This window comes from Streptomyces sp. NPDC054872, from assembly GCF_053610705.1.
Genome location: NZ_JBSGYY010000003.1, coordinates 23,635 through 48,255, shown reverse-complemented (window position 1 = coordinate 48,255; position 24,621 = coordinate 23,635). Strand labels below are relative to the sequence as shown.

General features: G+C 70.5%; 15 protein-coding genes. 4 read left to right on the top strand and 11 right to left on the bottom strand.

Annotated elements, in window-relative coordinates; genetic code table 11:
* Position 1 precedes the first annotated feature (1 nt).
* Entirely contained in the window at positions 2–817 is an 816-nt protein-coding gene (gene xdhC, locus ACWGIH_RS04285; RefSeq protein ID WP_453443202.1) for a xanthine dehydrogenase accessory protein XdhC, read from the top strand.
* A 207-nt stretch (positions 818–1,024) separates the two neighbouring features.
* Here the strand turns inward: xdhC and ACWGIH_RS04280 are convergent, their stop codons facing one another.
* From ACWGIH_RS04280 to ACWGIH_RS04255, 6 genes are all read right to left on the bottom strand, one after another.
* Positions 1,025–2,167 (bottom strand): LLM class flavin-dependent oxidoreductase, encoded by a 1,143-nt coding sequence (locus ACWGIH_RS04280; RefSeq protein WP_453442967.1) that lies wholly within the window; start codon positions 2,165–2,167, stop codon positions 1,025–1,027.
* A gap of 80 nt (positions 2,168–2,247) precedes the next feature.
* Complete coding sequence (locus tag ACWGIH_RS04275; RefSeq protein ID WP_453442966.1) at positions 2,248–3,432, bottom strand: SfnB family sulfur acquisition oxidoreductase; 1,185 nt, start codon at positions 3,430–3,432, stop codon at positions 2,248–2,250.
* 3 nt (positions 3,433–3,435) lie between these two features.
* Entirely contained in the window at positions 3,436–3,990 is a 555-nt protein-coding gene (gene ssuE, locus ACWGIH_RS04270; RefSeq protein ID WP_453442964.1) for an NADPH-dependent FMN reductase, read from the bottom strand.
* Between the two features lie 77 nt (positions 3,991–4,067).
* Positions 4,068–5,285, bottom strand: coding sequence for an acyl-CoA dehydrogenase family protein (locus ACWGIH_RS04265; protein ID WP_453442962.1), 1,218 nt, complete (start codon positions 5,283–5,285; stop codon positions 4,068–4,070).
* A gap of 156 nt (positions 5,286–5,441) precedes the next feature.
* The gene (sfnG, locus tag ACWGIH_RS04260) at positions 5,442–6,539 is read right to left on the bottom strand and encodes a dimethylsulfone monooxygenase SfnG (RefSeq protein WP_453442960.1); all 1,098 of its coding nucleotides are present in this window, start codon (positions 6,537–6,539) and stop codon (positions 5,442–5,444) included.
* 191 nt (positions 6,540–6,730) lie between these two features.
* On the bottom strand, positions 6,731–6,835 hold the full coding sequence (locus ACWGIH_RS04255; RefSeq protein WP_453442959.1) for a putative leader peptide: 105 nt from the start codon (positions 6,833–6,835) through the stop codon (positions 6,731–6,733).
* Between the two features lie 137 nt (positions 6,836–6,972).
* Here ACWGIH_RS04255 and ACWGIH_RS04250 point away from each other — a divergent pair, with 137 nt between their 5' ends.
* Positions 6,973–7,902 (top strand): LysR family transcriptional regulator, encoded by a 930-nt coding sequence (locus tag ACWGIH_RS04250; protein ID WP_453442957.1) that lies wholly within the window; start codon positions 6,973–6,975, stop codon positions 7,900–7,902.
* A gap of 142 nt (positions 7,903–8,044) precedes the next feature.
* Here ACWGIH_RS04250 and ACWGIH_RS04245 read toward each other — a convergent pair whose 3' ends face one another.
* On the bottom strand, positions 8,045–10,249 hold the full coding sequence (locus ACWGIH_RS04245; RefSeq protein WP_453442955.1) for an Ig-like domain-containing protein: 2,205 nt from the start codon (positions 10,247–10,249) through the stop codon (positions 8,045–8,047).
* 681 nt (positions 10,250–10,930) lie between these two features.
* Here ACWGIH_RS04245 and ACWGIH_RS04240 point away from each other — a divergent pair.
* On the top strand, positions 10,931–13,474 hold the full coding sequence (locus ACWGIH_RS04240; protein ID WP_453442954.1) for a discoidin domain-containing protein: 2,544 nt from the start codon (positions 10,931–10,933) through the stop codon (positions 13,472–13,474).
* 65 nt (positions 13,475–13,539) lie between these two features.
* Here ACWGIH_RS04240 and ACWGIH_RS04235 read toward each other — a convergent pair whose 3' ends face one another.
* The 3 genes from ACWGIH_RS04235 to ACWGIH_RS04225 are packed head-to-tail and all read right to left on the bottom strand — an operon-like array spanning position 13,540 to position 16,883.
* Positions 13,540–13,821: an acyl carrier protein gene (locus ACWGIH_RS04235; RefSeq protein ID WP_453442952.1), complete on the bottom strand. Its 282-nt coding sequence runs from the start codon at positions 13,819–13,821 to the stop codon at positions 13,540–13,542.
* Between the two features lie 38 nt (positions 13,822–13,859).
* Positions 13,860–15,584, bottom strand: coding sequence for a fatty acyl-AMP ligase (locus ACWGIH_RS04230; protein WP_453442950.1), 1,725 nt, complete (start codon positions 15,582–15,584; stop codon positions 13,860–13,862).
* Positions 15,585–15,632: 48 nt separating this feature from the next.
* Positions 15,633–16,883: a cytochrome P450 gene (locus tag ACWGIH_RS04225; protein ID WP_453442948.1), complete on the bottom strand. Its 1,251-nt coding sequence runs from the start codon at positions 16,881–16,883 to the stop codon at positions 15,633–15,635.
* Between the two features lie 241 nt (positions 16,884–17,124).
* On the opposite strand from ACWGIH_RS04225, the gene ACWGIH_RS04220 reads away from it, so the two are divergent.
* On the top strand, positions 17,125–23,610 hold the full coding sequence (locus tag ACWGIH_RS04220) for an amino acid adenylation domain-containing protein (RefSeq protein ID WP_453442946.1): 6,486 nt from the start codon (positions 17,125–17,127) through the stop codon (positions 23,608–23,610).
* Positions 23,611–23,658: 48 nt separating this feature from the next.
* Here the strand turns inward: ACWGIH_RS04220 and ACWGIH_RS04215 are convergent, their stop codons facing one another.
* Complete coding sequence (locus ACWGIH_RS04215) at positions 23,659–24,606, bottom strand: TauD/TfdA family dioxygenase (protein WP_453443200.1); 948 nt, start codon at positions 24,604–24,606, stop codon at positions 23,659–23,661.
* Between the last annotated feature and the right edge of the window lie 15 nt (positions 24,607–24,621).

Sequence of the window (24,621 nt, the reverse complement as noted above, 5' to 3'; positions counted from 1 at the left end):
CATGACGTGGATCGCCGCGGTCGCGCGGTTGCGAGCACGCCGGGAGCCCGGCGTGCTCGTGACTGTCGCGTCCGTGCGCGGACACGCCCCACGCGACGCCGGTGCGAAGCTCGTGGTGGGGGAGACCGAGGCGTGGGGCTCGATCGGCGGCGGCAATGTCGAGGCCGTCGCGATCGATCGGGCCCGGGAGATGATCGCCGCGTCCAAGCCGGAGCCGGAACTGATCGATTTCGCCCTGAACGACAAGGTGACCAACCAGCACGGCGTGCAGTGCTGCGGCGGCACGGTCTCGGTGCTGCTCGAACCGCTGGCGGTGGTACGGGCCGTGGCGATCTTCGGCGTAGGACACGTCGGCCTGGAACTGGCGCGCATCCTGGCGCGTCAGGACCTGGACCTCCATCTGATCGACAGCCGCTCCGACATCCTCACCGCGGAGCGGCTGGGTGTGCTGGCGGACGCGGTGGGGCAGGTGCATGTGCACCACACTCCGCTGTTGCCCGAGGAGGTACTGGAGGAGCTGCCGCGCGGCACCCACGTCCTGATCATGACCCATGACCACGCCGAGGACGCCGCACTGTGCGACGCCGCCCTGCGCACCTCCCATCTCGGCTCCATCGGCCTGATCGGGTCGGCGGCCAAGTGGGGGCGCTTCCGTAACCGCCTCACCACCGAAGGCGGACACGACGAATCCACCCTCGGCCGGATCAAGACCCCGATCGGCCTCGCGGACATCACCGGCAAGGAGCCCGCGACCATCGCGGTGAGCGTCGCCGCGGATCTGCTGCGGGCTTTTGAGAACGAGGGGACTGACAACTGACCTGCTGAGTGGATCGACGGGTGCACGGGGCCTGGAGGGCGGAGGTTTCCTCCAGATCCCCGCTCCCACGGCTTTGGGTTCTGAGCCTGTCGGTGCCCGAAAGTCGGCCGCCCTAGAAACACGGCGGTTGGTCGCGGAGGTGGGCAGTCCTCGCCGCCGCGACACTCATGACGATCCGAGGACACATGCTCGCCTGCCGGTGATCCGTCAGGCGAACGGTACTTGCACGGCCGGATCCCCGCCCCTTTCGAAGGGGTGTCGCCAAAGGCCCTCCGCGGCCAGCCGGGGCAGTACGCCCTCGCCGAACCAGTACGCCTCCTCCAGGTGCGGATAGCCGGAGAAGATGAACTCGTCGATACCCAGCGCGGCGTACTCCTTGATCCGGTCGGCGACCTCCGCGTGGCTGCCGACCAGCGCCGTGCCGGCACCGCCGCGGACCAGACCGATCCCTGCCCAGAGGTTGGGGTGGATCTCCAGGCTGCGCCGGTCACCGCCGCCGTGCAGCGCGAGCATCCGCTGCTGCCCCTCGGATTCGCTGCGGGCGAGTCCCGCTTGTACCGACGCCACCGTCTCCTGGTCGAAACCTGCGAGCAGCCGGTCGGCCTCGGCCCATGCCTGCTCGGACGTGTCCCGGGTGATGACGTGAAGCCGGATGCCGAACCGCACCGTACGCCGCTCTCTTGCGGCCAGTTCCCGGATCAAGGTGATCTTCTCGGCGACCTGTGCCGGGGGCTCGCCCCAGGTGAGGTACACGTCGACATGCCGGGCGGCTATCTCGCCCGCGATCGGCGAGGAGCCGCCGAAGTAGACCTCGGGGACCGGGTCCGGCGTCCGCGCCAGCTTGGCGCCCTCCACGCCGAGGTGTTCGCCCCGCAGGTCGACCGCCTTGCCCTCCCACAGAGCCCGGACGATCTCCAGGAACTCTCCGGTGCGGCGGTAGCGTGCGTCCTTGTCGAGGAAGTCGCCGTACGCGCGCTGCTCGTGGCTTTCGCCGCCGGTGACCACGTTCAGCAGGAGTCGGCCTCCGGTCTGCCGCTGGAAGGTGGAGGCCATCTGCGCGGCGAGTGTGGGGGAGACGAAGCCCGGACGGAAAGCGACCAGGAACTTCAGCCGCTCCGTGTGCTGGGCCACCATCGCGGTGGTCAGCCACGCGTCCTCGCACCAGGCGCCGGTGGGTGTGAGCGCGCCCACGAAGCCCAGGTCCTCCGCGGCGCGGGCGATCTGGCTCAGGTAGGCCACCGTCGGCGGCCGGTCCCGTCCGCTGGCGGTGGCCGGTGTGCCGTGACCGCCGCCCACGACATGGCGGCTGTCGCCGTTGGTGGGCAAGAACCAGTGGAAGGTGAGGGGCACGTGGTGTCTCCGTTCAGGAGTCAGGAGTCAGGCGTCAGGAGAATCTGGATCTGGTGACTGACAGGTCTCGGGGTGGTCGGTCAGAGCAGGCCGTGGCGGGGCGGCCGGGTGTTGTTGAGTACGTACCGTCCGATGTGCTGGATCTTCCAGCGGGCCGGGTCGTGGAGCGTATGGGTGCGCGCGTCGCGCCAATAGCGGTGCAGGTTGAGGGAGTTGAGCGCCGAGCGGGTCCCGGACACCTCGAAGAGGGCGTCAGCCACCTCTACAGCGGTCTGCGCGGCCAGTACCTTGGCGGCGGCCACCGCGATGGACGCCTCGGCCGCCGACTCGTCGGTGAGGTCGGCGCGGGACGCGTCCACGGCTCGCCCGGCATCCCCCAGCAGTGCCTGCGCCGCCCTTACCCGTATGGCGAGTTCGCCGAAGCGCTGGATCAGCAGTGGGTCCTCGGCGGCCGTCTCGACGCCGCTCTCGAACCAGGGGCGGCTCTTGGTCCGTACGAACTGGGCCGCCTCCGCCAGGGCGCCGGAGGCAATGCCGGTGTCGATCGCCGCGTGCAGCAACTGGGCGACCGCGCCGTGCAGTTGTGGCCCCTGGAAGGTGAGGTGGTGCGGCAGGACGCGATCGGCCGGGACCCGTACGGCCTCCAGGCGGACGGTGCCGCTGGCGGTCGTGCGCTGGCCCAGGCCGTCCCAGTCGTCGATGACGCTGAGGCCCGGCGCGTCATGGGGCACGTAGGCCACCTGCAGAGCGTCGTCGTCCGTACGGGCCAGTACGGGGATCCAGTGGGCGAAGAGCGCGCCGGTGGAGTAGTGCTTGACCCCGGTCAGGTCGTAGGAGCCGTCCGGCCGCAGGTGCAGACGGGTGCGGATGTCCTGGACGTGTTTGGTTCCCGCCTCCGACTGCGCGTTGCCGAAACGGGCCCCCGAGAGCAGCTCGGCGAAGAAGAACTTCCGCTGCTCGTCGGTTCCTTGGTGGCGGATCACGTTGATGTAGGCGAAGTGGCTCTGCGGGATCTGGGCGAGGCTGGCGTCGGCGGCGGCCAGCAGACGGAAGATCTCGGCGAGCGTCTCGGCGGAGACGTCCGCCCCACCGTGTTCGGCGGGGACGGTGACGGCGAGCAGGCCGGACGCGGAGAGCCGGTCCAGCTCCGCACGCGGCAGACGGCGCTCGACGTCCCGTGCGGAGGCGTCCGTACGGAACTCCTCGGCCAGCGACGCGGCGACGGCGAGGGCCTCCGCGTCGTCGGCGATGGCATGGGCAGCCACCGCTCAGCCCGCCGCGGCCAGCAGCGGCGTACGGCCGAGCGCCGACACGAACTGGTCGAGGACCTGGGCCAGTGCCTCGCCCGCGGCCGGCGCGACGGTCAGGGTGCCGTCCTCGTGGGCGGTGAGGTCCTTGTCGAGGGTGAACCAGCCCTGGACGATGTGACCGGCGCCCATGGAACTGAGCACCGGGCGCAGGGCGTAGTCGATGGCCAGTACGTGGGCCGTGGTGCCGCCGGTGGCCAGGGGGAGCACGGTCTTGCCGGCGAGTGCGTACTGCGGGAGCAGGTCGAGGAGGGCCTTGAGGACGCCGGAGTAGGCCGCCTTGTAGACGGGGGTGCCGATGACGATTCCGTCGGCGCGGGCGAAGAGCTCGGTGGCCTCGATGATCGCGGGGTGGCGGAAGTCGGCGCCCAGGAGCGCTTCGGCGGGGATGGTGCGGACGTCGAGCGGGATGACCTCGTGGCCGTGGGCGGCGAGGTGCGTATCCAGGTGGCGCAGCAGTTTTCCGGTGCGGGAGGAGGCGGAGGGGCTGCCGGAGACGGACAGGACGGTGGCCATGGGTGCCCTTTCGGATGGTGGGGCGCCTCCCGTGGTGCGGGAAGCGCCCCGGGGAGCGGTCAGGGGTACCAGGTCGGTCAGGAGTACCAGGTCGGTTCGGGCAGCTCACCGCTCAGGACCCAGCGTCCGACTTCGCGGCGCTTGTACGAGACCGGGTCGTGCAGGGTGTGAGTGCGCACGTTGCGCCAGAACCGGTCAAGGCCCTCGGAGTTGGCGGTCGAGCGGGCTCCGGTGACCTCGAAGATGCGGCTGGACACTTCCAGGGCGACATCGGTGGCGCGTGCCTTGACCGCGGCCACCCGCACCTCGAATTCGCCACGGGACTGCTCGGTGACCGCGTCGGGCTCCTCGTGCAGCCGCTGCCCTCCGGCGGCGACCGCGTCGGCCAGTGCCTCGACCGCCCACAGCTTCGCGGTGAGGTCGCCGTAGATGTCGATGACATACGGCTCGTCGACCGCGTGCTCATGGCCGCCGTGCAGCCAGGGGCGGGTCTTCTCGCGCGTGTAGGTGGCGGCTGTCTGCAGCGCGCCGCCCGCGATGCCGAGGTAGAAGCTGACGAAGACCAGCTGGATGGTGGGGACGTTGAGGGTGTTGTAGACGCGCGGCTGGAACTTCTTGTCGACGTATCCGGCTGCCGAGGCCCACGGGGTGCGGACGCCGTCGAGGGTCACGCCGCCGCTCTCGGTGAGCCGCTGGCCGATGTTGTCCCAGTCGTCGTGGAAGGTCAGGCCGCTGCTGTCGGAGGGCACGATCGCGAAGACATGCTGGTCGGTGCCTTCGAAGACGCCCTCCAGGACGGTGACGTCCGAGACCTTGCTGCCGGTGGAGAAGGTCTTTCGACCGGTGAAGACCAGGTCGTCGCCGTCCTCGGTGACGACGACGTCCGCGTCACGCGGATTGACGGCTCCGCCGAAGAACCAGCGGTTCCTGGCCGCCTCGGCCTCCACGTGCTCCCACTGCTCGCGGGTGCCCACCAGGCGGGCGGCCCAGTTCCACAGGTAGTGGTAGCCGAGGAGCTGGCCGATGGAACCGTCGGCCTTGGACACCTCGCGGACCACCCGGTAGGCAGTCGGCCATGCCTGGCCCGCGCCGCCGTGCTCGGTGGGACCGAGCAGGGTGACCAGGCCCGAGTCCTTGAGGAGCTGGACCTCGGCGTACGGAGTGGCGCCGGCCTGGTCTCGGGCGGCGGCGTCGGTGGCCAGGACAGTGGCTACCTCGGCGGCACGGGTGATCCAGTCCTCGGCTGACTGCGGGGCGGGGCGGGTCTGCCAGTCGACGGGCGTGACGGTGCTCATGGTGCGTGACCTCTTTCACGGAGCGGTGCGGAAGGGAAGGCGGGCAGTGCGGGAGGTGCGCGGGCGATCGCGCGGGATGTGCGCGGGTGACCGCGCGGAAGGTGCGCGGGTGATCGCGCGGGATGTGCGCGGGTGATCGCGCCGAGCGTGCGCGAACTAGCGCCCGGTGTCCGCGAGTTGGGACTCCAGCTCACGCACCAGGGGCAGGACCCGTCGGCCGAAGTACTCGACTTCCTCGTGGTAGTGCAGGAAGCCGAGCAGGAGCAGATCGACGCCGAGCTTCTTGTAGGCGACGATCCGCTCGGCGATCTGCTCGGGCGTGCCGATGAGCCCGGTGCGGAAGCCGTCGTTGTACTGCACCAGGTCCTCGAAGGAGGAGTCCTGCCACATGCCCTTGCCGTCAGCGGCGGACCGGCCGGCCTGCTTGACGGCGGCACCGAAGCCTTCGACGGCCTCGGTGTCGGCCTTGGCGACGATCTCGCGCAGCGTCTCGCGTGCCTCGGCCTCCGTGTCGCGGGCGATGAGGAAGCCGTTGAGGCCGAACTTCGGTGCGCTGCGGCCCGCTTCGGCAGCGGACTTGCGTACGTCGTCGATCTGCTCGGTGACCCCGGCGAAGTCCTTGCCGTTGGAGAAGTACCAGTCGGAGACGCGGCCTGCCATGGCGCGCGCAGCCGTGGAGTTGCCGCCCTGGAAGATCTCCGGGTGAGGCCGCTCGGGAGTGTTCAGGGGCTTGGGCTTGAGGGTGAAGTCGCGCAGCCGGTAGAAGTCGCCCGCGAGTTCGGTGTGGTCCTCGGTCCAGATCTGGCGGAGCGCGCGGATGAACTCCTCGGTGCGGCGGTAACGCTCGTCGTGCTCGAGCCAGGGCTCGCCCAGGGCGGTGAACTCGCCCTTGAACCAGCCGCTGACGACGTTGACCGCGAACCGGCCCTTGGAGAGGTGGTCCGCTGTGGCACCGAGCTTGGCGAGGACGCCGGGATGCCACAGTCCCGGATGCACCGCGGCGATGACCTTCAAACGCTCGGTGGCCAGCAGCAGGGCGAGGCTGAAGCTGGTGGACTCGTGTTGGTACTCGGCTCCGTAGCTGGCCATGTAGCGGACCTGGCTGAGGGCGTAGTCGAAGCCGTTGTTCTCGGCGAGGACGGCGAGTTCCCGGTTGTATTCGTAGCCCCAGTCGGTGCGCTGTTCGATTTTGCTGGTGACCAGGCCGCCGCTGACATTGGGGACCCAATAGGCGAATTTTAGGGGCGCGGACATGCAGAACTCCTGTCGCGAAATGCTGGGAATTTCAGGCACACCGAATTCGGCAGGATTGCGCGGGAGCCGGATTCAGGCAGTGCGAGACAGCACGGCACGCCGGTCGGTACGACGGGTGCGGGTGCGGGGGGGAGAGCGGCGGATCAGCGATTCAGGCCGCGAGCCGGCGGTTCAGGCCGCGAAGTAGCGGTTCAGGCCGCAAGCTGGCGATCAAGGCCGCAAGCACGACAGGAGGCACTGGAGACGCGCGCGAGGTCGACATGGAGTCGCCGCGTGAGGTCCAGTTGCCTGTTCATGGATTCGATGCTGGCAGGGCGTCCTGAGAACCGTCAAGGGAAACCCGACCGGTTTCGCATCGTGGACCATTGAATTTCACGAGCCTGTGACAGGGGAACCCTTGCACGGTCCGGATTGGCATCCGCATTCTGCTGGGATGCGGACCGAACAACTGGAATACATTGCCGCGGTGACCCGGCTCGGCTCTCTGCGCCGGGCAGCGGAGGAACTGCGCGTGTCACAGCCCGCGTTGAGCGAGACCGTCAGGAACCTGGAGCGGGAGCTGGGAGTCGACCTCCTGGAGCGCAAGCGCTCCGGATCGACGATGAGCGCACAGGGCAGGGAGCTGCTGCCGCACATCGCGAGCGTGCTGGAGGCGCTGGACCGGCTCCGGGCCGCGGCCGGCGAGCAACACCGGATCAGCCGCATGGTGCGGGTCGGCACGGTGAACGCGGCGACGGTTCCCCTTCTCGTGCCGGTGGTGCGGGAGTTCCGCGCGACGCATCCGGTCACACAGGTCGAGGTGGTCGGGGCGCAGCAGACGGAGATTCAACGGGGCCTGTCCGAGGGAGGCTTCGACCTGGGCCTCGTCAACCATCTGGCCGGCGACGACGTGCCCGCGGACCTGGAGTCGTCCCAGCTCCTGCGTGGCAGACCGGTGGTGTGCGTACACCCCGACAGCCCGCTTGCCGCCCGCCGGGCGATCACGGTGGAGGAACTGATCAGCGAACCTCTGGTGGCGATGCGCTCCGGTTATGTCATGCACCGGTTCGTGCACCGGCTCCTGGCAGGCCGGGACCCGGTGTTCTCGTACTCCACCGACGGCGCCGAGATGGGCAAGCTGATGGTGGCCGAGGGGCTCGGAGCGACGGTCCTGCCGGACTTCAGTGTGATCGGCGATCCGCTGGAACGGCTTGGCAGGATCACCTACCGGCCGATCGCGGACGACGCGACATGCGTCATTCTCATGCTGCAGCGCAGGAGAGGCGACGCGGTGACGCAGGCGGCGCAGGACCTGCATCAAGGGTTCGTGCGCAGGGCCAGGGAACTGAACGCGATCTCGGGCGCAGTTTCCCCGACGGCATGACGGAGCTGATGGCCGTTCTATGGAGTCGAGTTGGCCCGCGCCCGGCCCGGACCGTGGCACCCGTGAGTGCCACATGCGCCGGACACGCATATGGCAGCCCCACGTGTGCCGGGTCAGTGCCCGGCCGGCTCGCCTCTCGGCGTCACACCCTGGGCCTGAGCAGGGTGATCTTCGAAGCGCCCTGTTCCGTGACGTACAGGGTGCCCTTGGCCGTGTCCTCCGCGACGTCCAGTGGCTGCTGGAATCCGGTGAACCCGGTGATGCCCGTCGTGGGCGCCGACAGCTTCCCCTGCGCGTCGACACCGAACACCTCGATGTCCTGGCCGTTGCTGTAACGGGCCACGAGCAGCTTGCCCTTGAGCGCGCCGCCGAAGGCGTTGCCGCGGTACTCGACGACCCCGTTGGCGGAGGCGTGCAGCCCGGCGTCGTACATCCCGGCCGCGTCCAGGTTGCGGTCGGGCTGGGTGCCCACCGGGTAGCCGGTGACCTCGAAGGGACTGGTGCCCGACGTGGGGTTGCCCCCGGCCAGCACCCACTCGCAGCGCGACGGGTTCGGATGCCCGTAGTAGCGGTTCTTCTTCACGTCGAAGATGTAGTCGGTCTCCGCCACGGGGTTGGACGTGATTCCGGGCACGGCCGGACCGGTGTAGGCCCCGGCCGTCGCCGCGTCGATCCGGCGAGAACAGGCGGCGGGCAGCGGCGTGGGAGTGGCGGGCGTATTGCCCCCGGCCGCGGACCCGTTGGTGGGTGTGTAGAGGTGGCCGTTGGTGTGCCACACCAGGTCATAGGCGTTGCGTACGCCCGTCGCGTACAGGGTCAGCGGTGCGTCGGCGGCGAAGGGGTCGTACGTTCCCGGGCTCTCGGTCCGTACGTCGACGGCACCGGAGGCCGGGAGCTTGGCCGGGTCGAGGCGCAGCACCGCGGCGTTGAGCAGGCGCTCGGGGCGGTTGCCCCACGTCGGGTCGGCGGCGCCCATGGCGTTGTTGGCGCCCTGCGTCACGTAGAGGGCGCCGTCAGGGCCGAAGGCCAGGGAGTTGGTCTCGTGGTCCTTCACGGACCGGGGCAGACGACTGATCACCTCGGTGTACGTGCCGAGCCCCGGACCGCTCAGCTTGGCGATGCTGCTCGACCAGTCCGGCTCGTTCGGGGTGCCTCCGGCGTACATGGTGTTGGAGGTGATCCACAGGACCGGGGCGGCCGCCGTGGAGGAGGGGTCGAACGCCATCCCGATGATGGAGCGGTTCGGCGCTCCGGGCAGGCCGCGGGCCGTGGCGTCCGTGCGCACCGTCGAGATCGTCTCCGCCCCGCTCAGGGTGCCGTCGGCGGCGATGGCGTACCGCAGGATGTATCCGTCGAGCGTGGACGCGTACAGCTTGCCGTCGGGGCCCTTCACCACGGAGGCGAAACTCCGGCCCGTCGCCGACGTCGCCACCTTGTCGAAGGCGATGGTGCCCGTGCCGGTGCCCGCCCCGGTGGTGAACACCGAGCTCCATGGCGTGAAGCTCCGCCCGTCCAGGTCCCGGGCGCCGCTGGTGACCGCGAAGCGGTAGCGGGTGTTCGCCTTGAGTCCCGTCGTCGGCGACAGGTTGATGACGTCGCCGCCGCCGCTGGTGATCACGCGGGCGGGCACGGCAGCTCCGGTCGCCGACTCCTTGAGGGTGACCGTGCCGCCGGTGAGGGTCGCGGCGTCGACGCCGGGGCCCACCAGCCGGAGGTCCGCCACGACGCTGCCGGTCGGTGCCGCGCCGGTCGCCGTGTTCGCCGGGGTCACCGTCCTGACCTCCGGGTGAACGGCGGAGTCGGCGAGCGGGGCGATGGTCACGTACGCGATCTTCGTGTTGCTGCCCCCGAGCGGACTGATCGTCAACCGGCCGTCCGCCACGGTCGGTTGCACGGTCCTGGTCTGGTACTTGGTGGTGGACGTGGGGACGAACCCGTCGACCGCGTTCTGGTTCTCGACCTGGAGTGCGTGGGAGCTGTCCACGCTCGTGGCGTCGCCCACGGCGACCGTCACGGTGTAGGTGCCGTTGGGCACGGCGATCTCCCACCGGCCCGGGGTCTTCACGCCGGCCGACGAGGCGGGCAGCTGCATGTGCACGAGGGTGGCGAGGAGCCGGTCGGGCTCGGCGGTGCCTCTGTCCCGGCCGTTGCCCGTCAGGTCGAGCGGGGTGGTGTTGGTCAGCCCCACCCAGCCGTAGGTGAGGCCGGTGCCCTGGTTGGCGCCGGTACGGGCGCCAAATGCCTGCCCGTAGTCGAGTGCGTGGCCGCTCACCGGCACGGTGGTCGCGGTGCCGAAGTCGATCTTCGCTGAGAAGGTGGTGTCCGCCCGCGCCTGCGCGGGGGCCATCAGGACGACACCTATGAGGGACAGGGCCAGCAGGAAGCCTGTCGTGCGGGGCGATGGTCCGCTCCGTGAGTGACTGCGTCTTCGAAGGCGTAATACGGTCCGTAATGCGGTCACGGTCTTCTCCCGTCGAGAGTCGAGCAGGGAACACGCCCCGTGACGTGGCGACCGGTGCCGGATCCACCGTTGGACCGGATCCACCCTGGGTCGGATCCACCGATGGGCCGGTGCCACCTTTGGGTAGGCGCCGATCGAGAATGCCCGTCACCGAGCCCGGGGCCTTGTCGTGCCCATGACTGCCCTGGGTGCGGCCGTCCAAGCGGCGGCCGCGCCGGGCCCGCGCTCGGCCGGCGGCCCGCCTGCCGCGTGGGCGCCCGCGACCTGCTGGGATCCGATGAACCTCAGCCTCCGCAAGCGCATGTGGAGTGCTAGGGGCACGACACCTATGTGTGTGCCCCCTACTGATGAGGTATCAGTGCGCGTCAGCCGGTGCGCGTCCGCGAGCATGCGCGGCGCCTCGATGGACGGCGGCGACGACGGTGAATGCGGCGAGGGGCGCGCCCGCTCGCCGCGCGGCTGCGGAGATCAGCCGATTGGCGGGAGAACGCCCTTTACATCCCCGCACCCTATTGGCATGGTCATGCCCTCATCTGCGCGCCTGTCGCGCATCCCCGGGGGGACCTCATGCTGACGCGTCTGTTCACATCCTTTCCGCACGCCAGACTCAGATCCACCGGCCTCATAGCCTTCGCGCTCGCAGCCGTCCTTGCCGCGCTGCTTCCGTTGACCGGCATCAGCCCGGTCGTCGCGGCCGCCGGATCCGGCGCCGCCGGAGCACCCGATCCTCGGCACCCGATGGCGGCCCCGCACGAGCCCGTGGTGCCGGCCGACGCCATGGAACCCACCGCCCCCGTCCTGCCCAGGGACGGCTGGACCGTGTCCGCGAGCGACGAGGAGACCGCGTCCGAGAACGGACGCGCCGTCAACGTGCTCGACGGCAGCAACACCACCATCTGGCACAGCAAGTGGAGCGGCACCGCCGCGCCGCTGCCGCACACCCTCACCGTCGACACGCACCGGACGGCTGTCGTATCCGCGCTCGTCTACCAGCCGCGCACCAACAGCGCCAACGGCCGGGTGGGTTCGTATGTCATCCACCTGAGCGCCAACGGTACGAGTTGGGGTTCCGCCGTCGCCTCCGGCACCCTCGGCGACGACGCGACCGCCAAGACCCTGAGTTTCGCCGCACAGGGCGCCCGCTACGTTCGGCTCACCGCGACGAGCGAGGCCGGCAACCGAGGCCCCTGGTCCTCCGCGGCCGAGATCAACCTCCTCGGCGACCCCGGCTCACCCGCCTCCGTGGTCGACCTGCCGCGGACCGGGTGGACGGCGACGGCGAGCGACGAGGAGGTGAGCGCCTCGGTGAACGCCGCCGCCAACGTCCTCGACGGCGACCCGGACACCCTCTGGCACAGCCGGTACTCCGGTACCGCCGCGCCCCTGCCGCACAGCATCACCATCGACATGAAGAGCGCCCGCGACGTCTCGGCTCTCACCTACCAGCCGCGCAGGTCCGGAGCCAACGGCAGGGTCGGCGCCTACACCGTCACGACCAGCACGGACGGCACCACGTTCGGAGCACCCGTCGCGAGCGGCACCTGGAAGGATGACGACACCGTCAAGGGGGCCACCTTCTCCCGCACCGTCAGCGCGCGGTACGTACGTCTGACGGCCACCACGGAGGCGGGCGGGCGCGGGCCGTGGTCCTCGGCGGCGGAGCTCCGTCTCAGCACTCCGGCGAACCCGGCGACCGCCGGCTCCTGGGGCCGGGTCACCGGATTCCCGCTGGTTCCCGTGGCCACCGCCGTGCTGCCGAACAACAAGCTGCTCGCCTGGTCCGCGTACGGCGTCGACCGCTTCGGGGGAAGCAACGGCTACACCCAGACCGCGATCATGGACCTCGGTACCGGAGCCGTCACCCAACGACGGGTCGACAACACCCGGCACGACATGTTCTGCCCCGGCATCGCGGTCCTGAAGGACGGCCGGGTGCTGGTCACCGGCGGCAGCAACGCCGAACGGGCCAGCATCTACGATCCGGCCACCGACGCCTGGTCGGCGACCAGCGACATGAACATCGCCCGCGGCTACCAGGCCATGACCCTGCTCTCCAACGGCGACGCCTTCGTCCTCGGCGGCTCCTGGAGCGGCGCCCAGGGCGGCAAGAACGGCGAGGTCTGGTCGCCGTCCACCGGCACCTGGCGGGGGCTGCCCGGCGTGCCGGTGACCAACACCATGACAGCGGACCCGGCGGGCCCCTACCGGGCCGACAACCACCAGTGGCTGCACGCGACTTCGGGCGGCAGGCTTCTCCAGCTGGGACCGAGCAAGCAGATGAACTGGATCTCCACCCAGGGAGACGGCTCCGTCACCGCCGCCGGAACACGGGCCGACAGCGCGGACGCCATGAACGGCAACGCCGTCGCGTACGACATCGGTAAACTCCTCACCCTGGGCGGCGCGACCGCGTACGAGAACACGACGGCCACCCGGCGCGCGTACACCGTCGACCTCAACGGGGGCGGAACCCCGGTGGCCGCGCGTACCGGCGACATGGACTTCGCCCGCTCCTTCAGCAACAGCGTGGTCATGCCGGACGGCAAGGTCGCCGTGTTCGGCGGGCAGTCCTACCCGGTCCCGTTCAGCGACGCGACCTCCTCGCTCACACCGGAGATATGGGACCCGGCAACGGGGCAGTTCACCCGCATGGCGAGCATGGCCGTGCCGCGCAACTACCACAGCGTGGCCAACCTGCTGCCCGACGGGCGCATCTTCTCCGGGGGCGGCGGCCTGTGCGGCGACTGCGCGACCAACCACGCCGACGGGGCCGTCTTCACCCCGCCCTACCTGCTCAACGCCGACGGCACCGAGCGCACCCGGCCCGTCATCACCGGCACGGTGCCCGCCCGCGTGGCCAACGGGGCAACCGTCCCCGTGACCACTGACTCGGCGGTCACCTCGTTCGCCCTGGTGCGGGCGGGCGCCGCGACCCACTCCACGGACAACGACCAGCGGCGCGTACCGCTCACCTTCACCCGCAACAGCGCGACCTCGTACACCCTCAACATCCCCTCCGACCCGGGCGTGGCGCTGCCCGGCAGCTATCTGCTGTTCGCGCTCAACTCGGCCGGGGTACCGAGCAAGGCCCGGATGGTCACCGTGGGCTGACCACGCGCGCGGCGAAGCCCCGCTCACCGCCGCCAGGGTCCACGTGGGCGTCTCGGCCGCTGACGTCAACTCTGCGTGGGCCGGGTGGCCAGTCGGCCGACCAGCGACTCGGCGAGGGAGGCCACCGTGGGGAACTCCCAGAGGGCGTTGGGGTCGATCTCGAAGCCCACGTGGTCCTCGACCGCGGTGAGAAGGGTGATGGCCTTGATCGAATCCAGGCCGTAGGCGGACATGGGCTCGGTCGGGTCGACTGCCCCCTGCGGCAGCCTCAGCTCCTCGGCCACCTGGGCGCAGAGCCAGTCCTGGAGTTCGGTGTAGAGCTGGTCGGTTCCGGCGGCGTTCTGCATGTGAGTCCTTCGGGTGAGTGAGCCAGTACGTCGTGGCCCTAGCGAGGGTCCTGGTAGAGGGGAGTCAGCAGACCCTGGTGGAAGAGGTCCCGCATGGCCGCGCGGCGAACCTTGCCGCTCGTGGTGCGCAGGACACTGCCGGGCTTGAGCAGAGCCACGCTGTCGACGCTGATGCCGAACTCGCGCCCCACCGTGTGCCGGATGCCGGCCGCGAGAGCGGGCAACGCGTCGTGCTGCACGCGGCGCACCTCGTGCGTGACGACGACCATGGATTCTTCGTCGCCATCGGCGTAGCCGGGACCGCCGAACACGACGCCGACGGCGCCCAACTCCGGGTGCTGGGCGCGCAGTTCCTGCTCCACGTCCTGGGGGTAGACGTTGCGCCCGTGCACGATGATCACGTCCTTGAGCCGTCCGTGCACGTAGAGCTCGCCTTCGTGCAGCACGCCGATGTCGCCGGTGCGGAGGTAGCCGCGGTCGCCGTTCGCGGTGACGGCGTCGAAGGTCTCCGCGTTGTCGTCCCGCTGCCAGTAGCCGGGGGAGATGCTGCGGCCGCGCAGCCAGATCTCTCCCAGTGAGCCTTCCGGGAGCACCTCCCGGGACGTGGGGTCGACCACGCGGATCTCCGCCGCGGGGGTGGGGACACCGCAACTGACGATCTCGCGTGTCAGGGCCGCTCCGGTGGCAGGGGTGAACGTGCCCCGCGCGAGCGCATCGAGGTCCACTGTGCGGGTCACAGGTGGCCGACCCGGGTGCCCGGAGACGAACACGGTCGCCTCCGCGAGGCCGTAGACGGGGACCAGGGTCTCCGGGCGGAATCCGGAGGCCGCGAACTTGGCGGTGAAGGCGGTGAGGATGTCCGGGGAGATGGGCTCCGAGGCGCAGCCGGCCAGGTTCCAGCGGGACAGGTCGAGCGCGGCCGCTTGCTGCTCGGTGACCTTGCGTATGCACAGCTCGAAGGCGAAGTTGGGAGCGAACGACGCGGTCATGCTCTCGCTCTCGATCAGCTGCAGCCAGCGCAGGGGCCGGCGGATGAAGTCCAGCGGTTCCATCAGCACGCTTCTGTCGCCGCGCAGGAGCGGCCACAGGAACAGGTTGAGCCCCATGTCGTGGTAGAGCGGCAGCCATCCACCCCAAGGCCCGCGGCTCTGGAGCTCACGCATCCCCTCGTCGCTGTTGAACAGGAGTTGGTCGTGCTGGATCACCGTGCCCTTGGGGGTGCCTGTCGATCCTGACGTGTACTGCAGCAGGGCGGTGGTCGACCGGTCAAGGTGCGAGGGCTCCCAGCCCTGCGGGTCGCCGAATCCGGGCTCGTCGCCGGCGGCGGTGCGGATCGTGGTGATGTCCATGTCCTTCATCCACGTGTGCACCTCGTCCAGACTGGGGGACGTGGTCAGCACGGCGGCGGCGCCGGAGTCGGCGGCGAGGGCCGCGAGGCGCTTGCGATGGTGCGCATAGCGGCCAGGAAGCGGAGCAGGGACAGCGATCATGCCGGCGTAGAGGCAGCCGAAGAAGGCTGCGGCGAACTCAAGGCCGTTCGGGTGGAGCAGGAGCACGCGGGAGCCCGGGGGGAGGTTCTCCTGCAGCCACGCGGCGCGGCTGCGTGCCTCCTCGTCGAGTTGGGCGTACGACCAGCGCACCATGCTGCCGGTGAGGTCGTCGGAGTCGGTGAGGAACGCGACCGCCTCGGCGGTCGGCTGGGCCGCCACCCGCTCACGGAACAGCGCCACCAGGTCGGGTGCGTCGGCCAGGGACTGCGACATGGGATCGTCCTCCGGGACTGGCTTTGGATCGGGACGGTGACGAACTCCTCAACCGGTGCGGACGCCGTCGAAGTCGACCAGGAGGCGCGACGGCCCGCGCAGGTTCAGGTTGCGTTTGTAGGTGACGCCGCCGGGCCGAAGCCGCGGCCGCACCAGGAACGTGCTGAAGAGCTCAAGGGCGATGGCGACTTCCAGGCGTGCCAGGCCGGCGCCGAGGCAGAAGTGCGCGCCTGCCGAGAACGCCAGATGGGCGGCGGCAGGGGAACGGCCGATGTCGAACCGGTCCGGATCGGGATACACCTCGGGATCCCGGTTGGCGGCCCCCAGCAGGAACAGCACTGTGTCGCCCGGCCGGACGTCGGCGTCGCCGATCGTGCCGTGCTCACGGGCCACCCGGGTGGTCATCTGCACGGGTGCGTCATAGCGCAGAACCTCTTCGACGACCGCCGGTGCCAGTGTGGGGTCGGCCCGCAGCCGGTCGAACTGCCCGGGATGACGCAACAGGGCGAGAACCGCGTTGCCGATCAGGTTCACGGTCGTCTCGTGACCCGCGTTGAGCAGGAGCACGCAGGTCGCCAGGACGTCGTCCTCGTCGAGATGCTGCCCGTCCTCCTCGACCTGCAGAAGGTGCGAGATGAGGTCCTGCCCGGGAGCGCCCCGGCGCTCCTCGATCAGAAGCCTGAAGTAGTGCACGAATCCGGCGCGGGCCCGAGCGGCCTCCCTCGTCATCCGTCCGCTGGTGCCCAGTGGCGGATCCAGTGCCGTCGCGAGCTCGGACGACCAGTCCTGCAGGAGCTGGCGATCCTCGTACGGGACGCCCAGCAGCTCACAGATGACCCGCAGCGGCAGCGGATAGGCGAGGCCGTCGATGACTTCGAGCGTGCCGGTCTCGGCGGCGGCCCGGAACAGGTCCGTCGCGATCTCGCGGATCCACGGCGCCATGCCGTCGACCTTCCGCCGCGTGAACGCGCCGGTCACCAACCGGCGGTAGCGGGTGTGGTCCGGCGGGTCGAGATGGAGGAAGTTCCGCGTCCGCGGCCCTCGCGGAGTCGGGGAGAGCGGGGCCCGGTCCCGGGCCGCGCTCATCGTCGGGTCACGGAGCAGGGCCGAGCACTGGTCGTGCCGCCCCACCACGAGGAGACCGTCGAAAGGCGCGTAGGGCGAGCGCCGGCGCAGTTTCTCCAGGGAGGGGTAGGGGTTCTCCCGGTTGCCCGGGTCGGTCAGGTCGGCGATCTCCGTCGGCAGCGGAGGACGGCCCGACCGTATCGATTCGTCATTCTCACCGGCGGTTCCGACCATCACCGAATCCATTCTCATAGAGGCCGACGATCGCTGACAGTACCCGTGCGCCGGAAACCCGGGAATGTCGTGCGCCTGCTGTTCAACCGCCGAAATGCCGCAGTTGAACAGTCGGGCCCGCAACTGAACGGTGTGGCCTGCCATTTGACGTCCGTTCGGCGGCTGGTGAGGATGGCTCACTGAAATGATCCGGAACACCGCTGTGGCCGAGGCTCATTCATCCTCCGAAAGGGAACGGACTATGTCCATTTCGCTGGTCGGTTCCGACGGAGAATCTGATGGAGACGCCCTGCTGGGTGAGTTGACATCGGCTCAGCTCGGTATCTGGTATTCCCAGCAGATTGCGCCGGAGGATACCCCGTACAACATTGCCGAATGTCTTGAGATCGACGGCGGCGTGGATCTGGACGTGTTCGTGCGGGCCGTGCGGCAGGTGCTTGCCGGTGTCGACGCGTACCGTCTCCGTTTCCGCGTGGTGGACGGGCAGCCGCGGCAGTATGTCGACGTCACGGCCGATGTTCCCGTTCACGTCATCGACGTCAGTGCCGAGCCCGACCCGAGGGCCACCGCCGAACGATGGATGCAGGCGGAGCTGCGGCGGCCGGTCGACCTGACGGGCCACGGCCCCTTGTTCACGTGCGCCGTGCTCTCCCTGGGGGAGGGCCACCTGCTCTGGTACCACCGCGCCCACCACCTGATCATGGACGCGCACAGCGGCGCGCTGATCGCCACCCACGTGGCCGCCGCGTACTCCTCGCTGTCGGCGGGTGAAGAGCCCGGCGGGGGCGACGTATTCGAGCCGTTCTCGGCGTTGGTGGAGGCGGACCGGGAGTACCGGACGTCTGCGGACCTCGGCTCGGACCAGGCGTTCTGGCTCGCTGCCCTGGACGGCCTGCCGGATCGGGCCATCCCGGCCGGACGGGGCGGCCAGGGGGGATCAGGGACGCCATCGCGCGCCAGTGCCGAGCTCGACCTGGATCGCGGAGCCGAACTCAGGGACGCCGCCCGCCGGTTGAGGACCAACCTCGCCATCCTCGTCATCGCGGCGGCGGCCGTCCACGAGCATCGGACCACCGGGGCCCGGGACATCGTCCTCGGGGTGTCCGTACCCGGCCGCGCCGGGCGGCGCGAACGGCAGGCGCCGGGCATGACCGCGAACGTCATGCCGGTGCGGCTGGAAGTCACGCCCGAGACGCCCCTCGCGGAGATCATCCGCCGCGCTGGACGGGCGACCGGCCGAGGACTGCGGCACCACCGCTACCGCTACGCGGACATGATCCGGGACCTGCAGGTCGGCGACGGAGCCTGGCCGTGCGAACTGATCGTCGATGTCATGAGCTTCGGTTACCCCACGCGGTTCGGCGACGCGGAGGCCACCGTACGGAATCTCACCCAAGGGCCGACCATGGACCGGCGGTTGGCACTCTACGACCGGTCGGCCCGGTCGCCGGTCCAGATCGACGCGGACGCCGACCCCGGCCGGAACGGACCGACCGCCGCCGGCGATCTGCTGCGCCGCTTCCGCCGGATCCTCGACTGGATGGTGACGGCGGCACCGCAGACCCCGGTCGGCGACGCGGAAATCCTCGATGAGGACGAGTGGTTCCAGGTCGTGCGCGGCTGGAACGACACCGCGGCCGACCTGCCGCGGGCGACCGTACCGCAGCTGTTCGACGCCCAGGCTGCGCGTACACCGGACGGCACCGCGATCGTCTCGGCGGACGGTGTGACGGCGTACGCGGAGCTGGATGCCCGCGCCGAACGGCTCGCGCGGCACCTGGCCGCGTCGGGGGTGGGGCCGGAGTCAGTGATCGGGCTCTGTCTGCCGCCGGGCCCGGAGATGATCGCGGCGATCCTGGGTGTCTGGCGGGCAGGCGCCGCCTACCTGCCCATCGATCCGCGGCAGCCGGTCGAGCGGACCGCGTTCCAGCTCGCCGACGCCCGTGCCGCCCTGCTCGTGGCCACCGACGAGCTCCTTGAAGACCTGCCGGCCGGACGCGTACGCACCGTCTCGGTGGACGACCTGACCACGCCCGATGCCCCCTTCGCCGCGACCGCGCCGGAACCGGACAATCTTGCGTATGTCATCTACACCTCGGGCTCGACCGGCACGCCCAAGGGCGTCGCCGTGACCCACCGCTCCCTGGCGAACTACGTGGCATCGGTGCGGGAGCGGCTCGACCTCGGCGGCGAGGGCGCCCGGTACGCAGTGCTCCAGCCACAGGTGACCGACCTGGGATACACGATGGTCTTCTGCTCGCTGGCCACCGGCGGGGAACTGCACGTCCTCGACCCCGACACCGTGCTCGACCCGGCCGCGGTCTCCGGTTACCTCGCCGACCACCGGATCGACTACCTCAAGGCCGTTCCGTCGCATCTGGCAGTGCTCTCGGCACAGGCGGGCCCCGAGGGCGTGCTGCCGGCTCGCTCGCTGGTGCTCGGCGGCGAGGCGGCGCCGCCGGACTGGGTCCGCTCCGTGCTGGACGCGGCAGGGGAGCAGCGGGTCTACAACCACTACGGCCCCACCGAGACCACCATCGGGGTCACCACCACTCGGCTGTCCTTCGACGACATCGCGGACGGCGACGTCCCGATCGGCGCGCCCATCGACGGCGCACGGGTCTACGTCCTCGACGGCACGCTGCGCCCGGCACCGGTGGGAGTGACCGGTGAGCTGTATGTGGCGGGCGACGCACTGGCACGGGGCTACGTGAACCGGCCCGGCCTCACCGGCGAGCGGTTCGTGGCCTGCCCGTTCGAGGACGGGACACGCATGTACCGGACGGGAGACCGGGCCCGCTGGCGCCGCGACGGGCGGCTGGTGTTCGCGGGCCGCGCGGACGACCAGGTCAAGATCCGGGGCTTTCGGGTCGAACCCGGCGAGATCGAGAGCGCCCTCGCCGCCCATCCCGAGGTGGCCGGGGCCGCCGTCGTCGTCCGGCAGAACACACCCGGCGGCGGGCAGGGTGTGCCTGGGTCGGCGGATCTGGTCGCGTACGTCGTCCCCGACGACCCCACGACCGAGGGCGGGCTCGCCGACCGGGTACGGGAACACCTGGCGGGCCGGCTGCCCGACCACATGGTTCCCGCCGCGGTCGTCGTGCTCGGCGAACTGCCGCTGACCGGGAACGGGAAGCTGGACCGCAAGGCGCTGCCGGCGACGGACCGCGTGCCGGGCGCGGGCCGCGCACCGGCGAGTGCGCAGGAGGAATTCCTCTGCGCGGCGTTCGCCCGCGTGCTCGGCCGGGACGTGGTCGGACCCGACGAGGACTTCTTCGCCCTCGGCGGCAACTCGCTCGTGGCCGTGGCCCTGGTGGAAGACCTGCGCACGCGCGGGGTTTCCCTCTCGGTACGCACCCTGTTCCTCACCCCGACTCCGGCGAGACTGGCCGAGGTCTCCGGCCCGGAGCAGGTGGCGGTGCCGGCGAACCGGATACCCGAGGGCGCGACCGAGATCACTCCCGGCATGCTGCCGCTCGTCGATCTTGACGAGACGGACCTCGCGCGTGTGCTCGCCCATGTCGACGGCGGAGCGGCCAACGTCGCGGATGTGTACCCCCTGGCCCCGTTGCAGGAAGGGATCCTCTTCCACCATCTGGCGCGGGCCGAGGGCGACCCCGACGTCTACCTGCGGTCAGCGGTGCTCGAGTTCGACTCACAGGAGCGACGCGACGGGTTCTTCGACGCGTTGCTGCAGGTGATGGACCGACACGACATCTACCGCACCGCGTTCGTGTCGGACGGTCTGCGCGAGCCGGTGCAGGTGGTCTCGCGCCGGGTCGGGCTTCCGGTCGAGAAGGTCGTGAGAGATCCGGGCCAGGACCCGGTGGAGCAGTTGCTGGCCGCGGCCGGATCGTGGATGGAGCTGGACCGGGCCCCGCTGCTGAGGGCGCACGTCCTCACGGAGCCGACCGACGGGTGCTGGCTGGCCGTACTGCGCGTCCACCACCTGGTGCAGGACCTCACGACGCTGCGGGTGCTCGTCCAGGAGATCCGGGAGTTCCTGGCGGGGCGGGACGACCGGCTGCCGGCGCCGCTGCCGTACCGGAACTTCGTGGCCCAGGCGCGACTCGGCACACCTGTGGCGGAACACGCGCGCTACTTCGCCGGTCTGCTCCGTGACGTCACGGAGACGACCGCTCCGTTCGGACTCCTTGACGTGCACGGTGACGGTGCCGCGGTGGTGCGCGCGGGCGGACCGGTCGACGACCGGCTCGGCGGGCGAATACGCGACGTGGCGGCGGCGTCCGGGGTGAGCCCGGCGACGATCTTCCACCTGGCCTGGGCCCGCGTGCTCGCGGCGGTGTCGGGGAGCGACGACGTCGTGTTCGGCACGGTGCTGGCCGGCCGGATGAACGCGGGGGCCGGTGCCGACCGCGTGCCCGGCCTGTTCCTCAACACCCTGCCCCTGCGGGTGGGTGTCGACGGGCGTGGTGCGGCCGACGCGCTGGCCGGGCTGCGGCGTCAGCTGGCCGAGCTGCTCGAGCATGAGCAGGCGCCGCTGGCACTCGCCCAGAAGGCGAGCGCCGTGCCCCCCGGGACGCCACTGTTCACCTCCATCGTCAACTACCGGCGCGACCTGTCCGCCGACGAGTCCGACATCGGTCTCGAAGGAGTCAGACTGCGCTCCGCCAGGGAACGCACCAACTACCCCGTGACGGTGATCGTCCGCGACACCGGGTCCGCGTTCGACGTTACCGTCGACGCGCTGGCGCCTGCCGACGCGACCCGGATCTGCGCACTGCTGCACACCTGCCTGGACAACCTGGTCACGGCACTGACCGATGTCCCGGAAACCCCGTTCGCCGCGGTGGACGTCCTCGACCCGGCCGAGCGACGGCAACTCCTCGACGAGCTGAACCGGACCGCGGCGCCGGTCGTGGACCGGACGGCCTCGGGCCGGACGGTGCCGGGGCTGTTCGCCGCACAGGTGGCGCGTACCCCGGAGGACGTCGCCCTGGTCTGCTCGGGCGTCGAGGTCGGTTACCGGGAGCTGCAGGCGCGCTCTTCCCGGCTGGCACGCCAGCTGCGCGACATCGGTGTCGGAGCCGAGTCGGTGGTGGCCCTGTGCCTGCCGCGCGGCATCGAGATGGTGACGGCGATCCTCGCGGTATGGCAGGCCGGGGCGGCCTACCTGCCGCTGGACCCGGCCCATCCTGCGGCCAGAATCGCCTACATGCTCGCCGACAGCCGGGCATCGGTGGTGGTCGGCACCACCGAGGTGCTTGACGACATGCCGGCGACGGGGAGGATCCGCACCCTCGACCTGGATGACCCGGCGGTGGTGTCGGCACTGGCGGCGCAGCCCGCGACGGCCCTCGAGACCGGCGTGCAGCCCGGCCAGCTGGCGTACGTGATCTACACCTCCGGATCCACCGGGCGGCCGAAGGGCGTCGCCGTCACCCACGGGAACCTGGCCAACTATGTGATCCACGTGCCGCGTCGGGTGGGGTTCGGAGCCGCCGGCGGACGGTACGCACTGCTGCAGCCGGCCGTGACGGACCTGGGGAACACGGTGATGTTCGCCAGCCTGACAACCGGCGGTGAGCTGCACGTACTGGACGCCGGGGCGGCGACGGACCCGGTTGCCGTCGCCGGGTATCTGGCCAGGCACGGCATCGACTTCGTGAAGGTGGTGCCCTCACATCTGGCCGCGCTCGGGGCCACCGGCGACCTGAGCTGGCTGCTGCCGCGGAGCGCGCTGGTGCTGGGTGGCGAGGCGGCCGCCACCGACTGGGTCGAGCAACTGCTCAAGGCGGCCGGGGACTTGCCGGTGTTCAACCACTACGGCCCCACGGAGACCACGATCGGGGTCGTGACCGCACGGCTGGACCGTGCGCCCGTGATGGCCGGCACGGTGCCGATCGGGACACCGGTGGCCAACACGGCGGTGCATGTGCTCGACGACGCGCTGCGGCCGGTGCCCGCGGGGGTGGCAGGGGAGCTGTACGTGGCCGGGGCACAGGTGGCGCGCGGCTACATGGGCCGCCCCGGTCAGACCTCGGAGCGCTTCGTGGCCGACCCGTTCGGAGACGGGACGAGGATGTACCGGACGGGGGACCGCGCCCGCTGGTCCGAGGGCGGATTCCTGGAGTACCTGGGGCGGGCGGACGAGCAGGTCAAGATTCGCGGGTTCCGGGTGGAGCCCGGCGAGGTCCAGTCGGTGCTTGCGAGACACCCGGCAGTGACGCAGGCCGCGGTGATCGCCCGCGAGGACACGCCGGGTGACAAGCGGCTGGCCGCGTACGTCGTGCTGGCGGACCAGAGTGCCGGCGGTGCCGGTGCGCTGACCGAGGCGGTGCGGCGGTTCGCCCAGGAGAACCTGCCGCGGCACATGGTGCCCGACGTGGTGGTACCACTCGGCGGACTGCCGCTGACCGGCAACGGGAAGCTCGACCGCGGTGCGCTGCCGGAGCCGGACCGGGCGGCGGCCGCGGGGGCAGGACCGGAGCCGGCCAACGAGCGGGAGCGGGTGCTGTGCGAAGCGTTCGCGGAGATCCTGAACCTGCCCGCGGTCGGCGTGCGGGACGACTTCTTCGTCCTCGGCGGGCACTCGCTGCTGGCGACCCGACTGGTCAGCCGGGTGCGGGTGGTGCTGGGCGAGGAACTTCCGATCCACGAGCTGTTCGACAAGCCCACCCCGGTCGCCCTCGCCACCTGGCTGGCGACCCGGGCCGACGACGAGAAGCAGACCAGGCCGCGGCTGCGACCGATGCGGGCGCGATAACGCGGGCAGTCGGTCGGGCCGCGGCCCGGTCGGGTCGGGGGACTTTGGTCAGGTGCCGGACATCGCCACCAGGACGCGCCGGGTTCCTTCGAACGGGCGCCGGCCGTGAGCGAGCAGGACGTTGTCGATGAGCAGTACGTCGCCACTGCGCCAGTCGACATCGACGGCGCTCTCCAGCCCACGGCTGATGATCTGCTCGACGTAGGCGTCGGGGATCGGGGTGCCGTCGGCGAGCGTCACGTACTGCGGGAACTCGTCGGGCGTGAGGATGTCGTACAACTCGGCCGAGGCCTCGTCCCCCAGGCCGGCCGGGTGCCACTGATCGGCCTGGTTGAACCAGACCTCGCTACCGGTGACCGGGTGTTTGGTGGTCGCGGGCCGGAGCTGGATGACGCGCAGGCCGTCCGGGCCCCACTCCCACTCGGCCCGCGACTGCCGGAGGAACTCCTCGACCGCCGTGCGGTCGTCGGTTTCGAACGTGTCCTGCCAGCTCTTCCCGAAGCCGAGCCCGTCATGCAGGTTCTGGACGTAGCGGATGCCGCCGGCGAACGCCTGGCGGACCTCGGCGTCGAGCGAGTCGAGCCAGAGTTGACCGTCGAGCACCGGCGTGGCGCCGCCGGTCTCGGCCGCCTTCTCGCAGTAGAAGGTGAGCCGGGTCGGCCAACTATGGGCGTAGCTGAGCTCGTTGTGCATGGAGATGGTGTACTTCTGCGGGTACTCGGTCGAGGTGTAGAGGTTGCCGCCCACCTTGGTGCGCGGCGAGTTGCCGTGCACGTACGGCAGGCGATCGGGTACCAGCCGGGCGAGTACCGGCTCGATGGCCTCGGGCGACACGCCGAAGTCCCTGAAGACGAGCGCTTTGCGCTCGGTGAGCAGATCGGCCAGCCCTTGCGGGCCAAGGTCGTCGAGCCGGTCGACGAGGCCGGACGCACCGGCCCCGTCGCCGGATATCTCGTGCGGCCGCCAGGCCCCACTGCCTGACTCAACGGTGTCCAACACGTCCTCCGATCC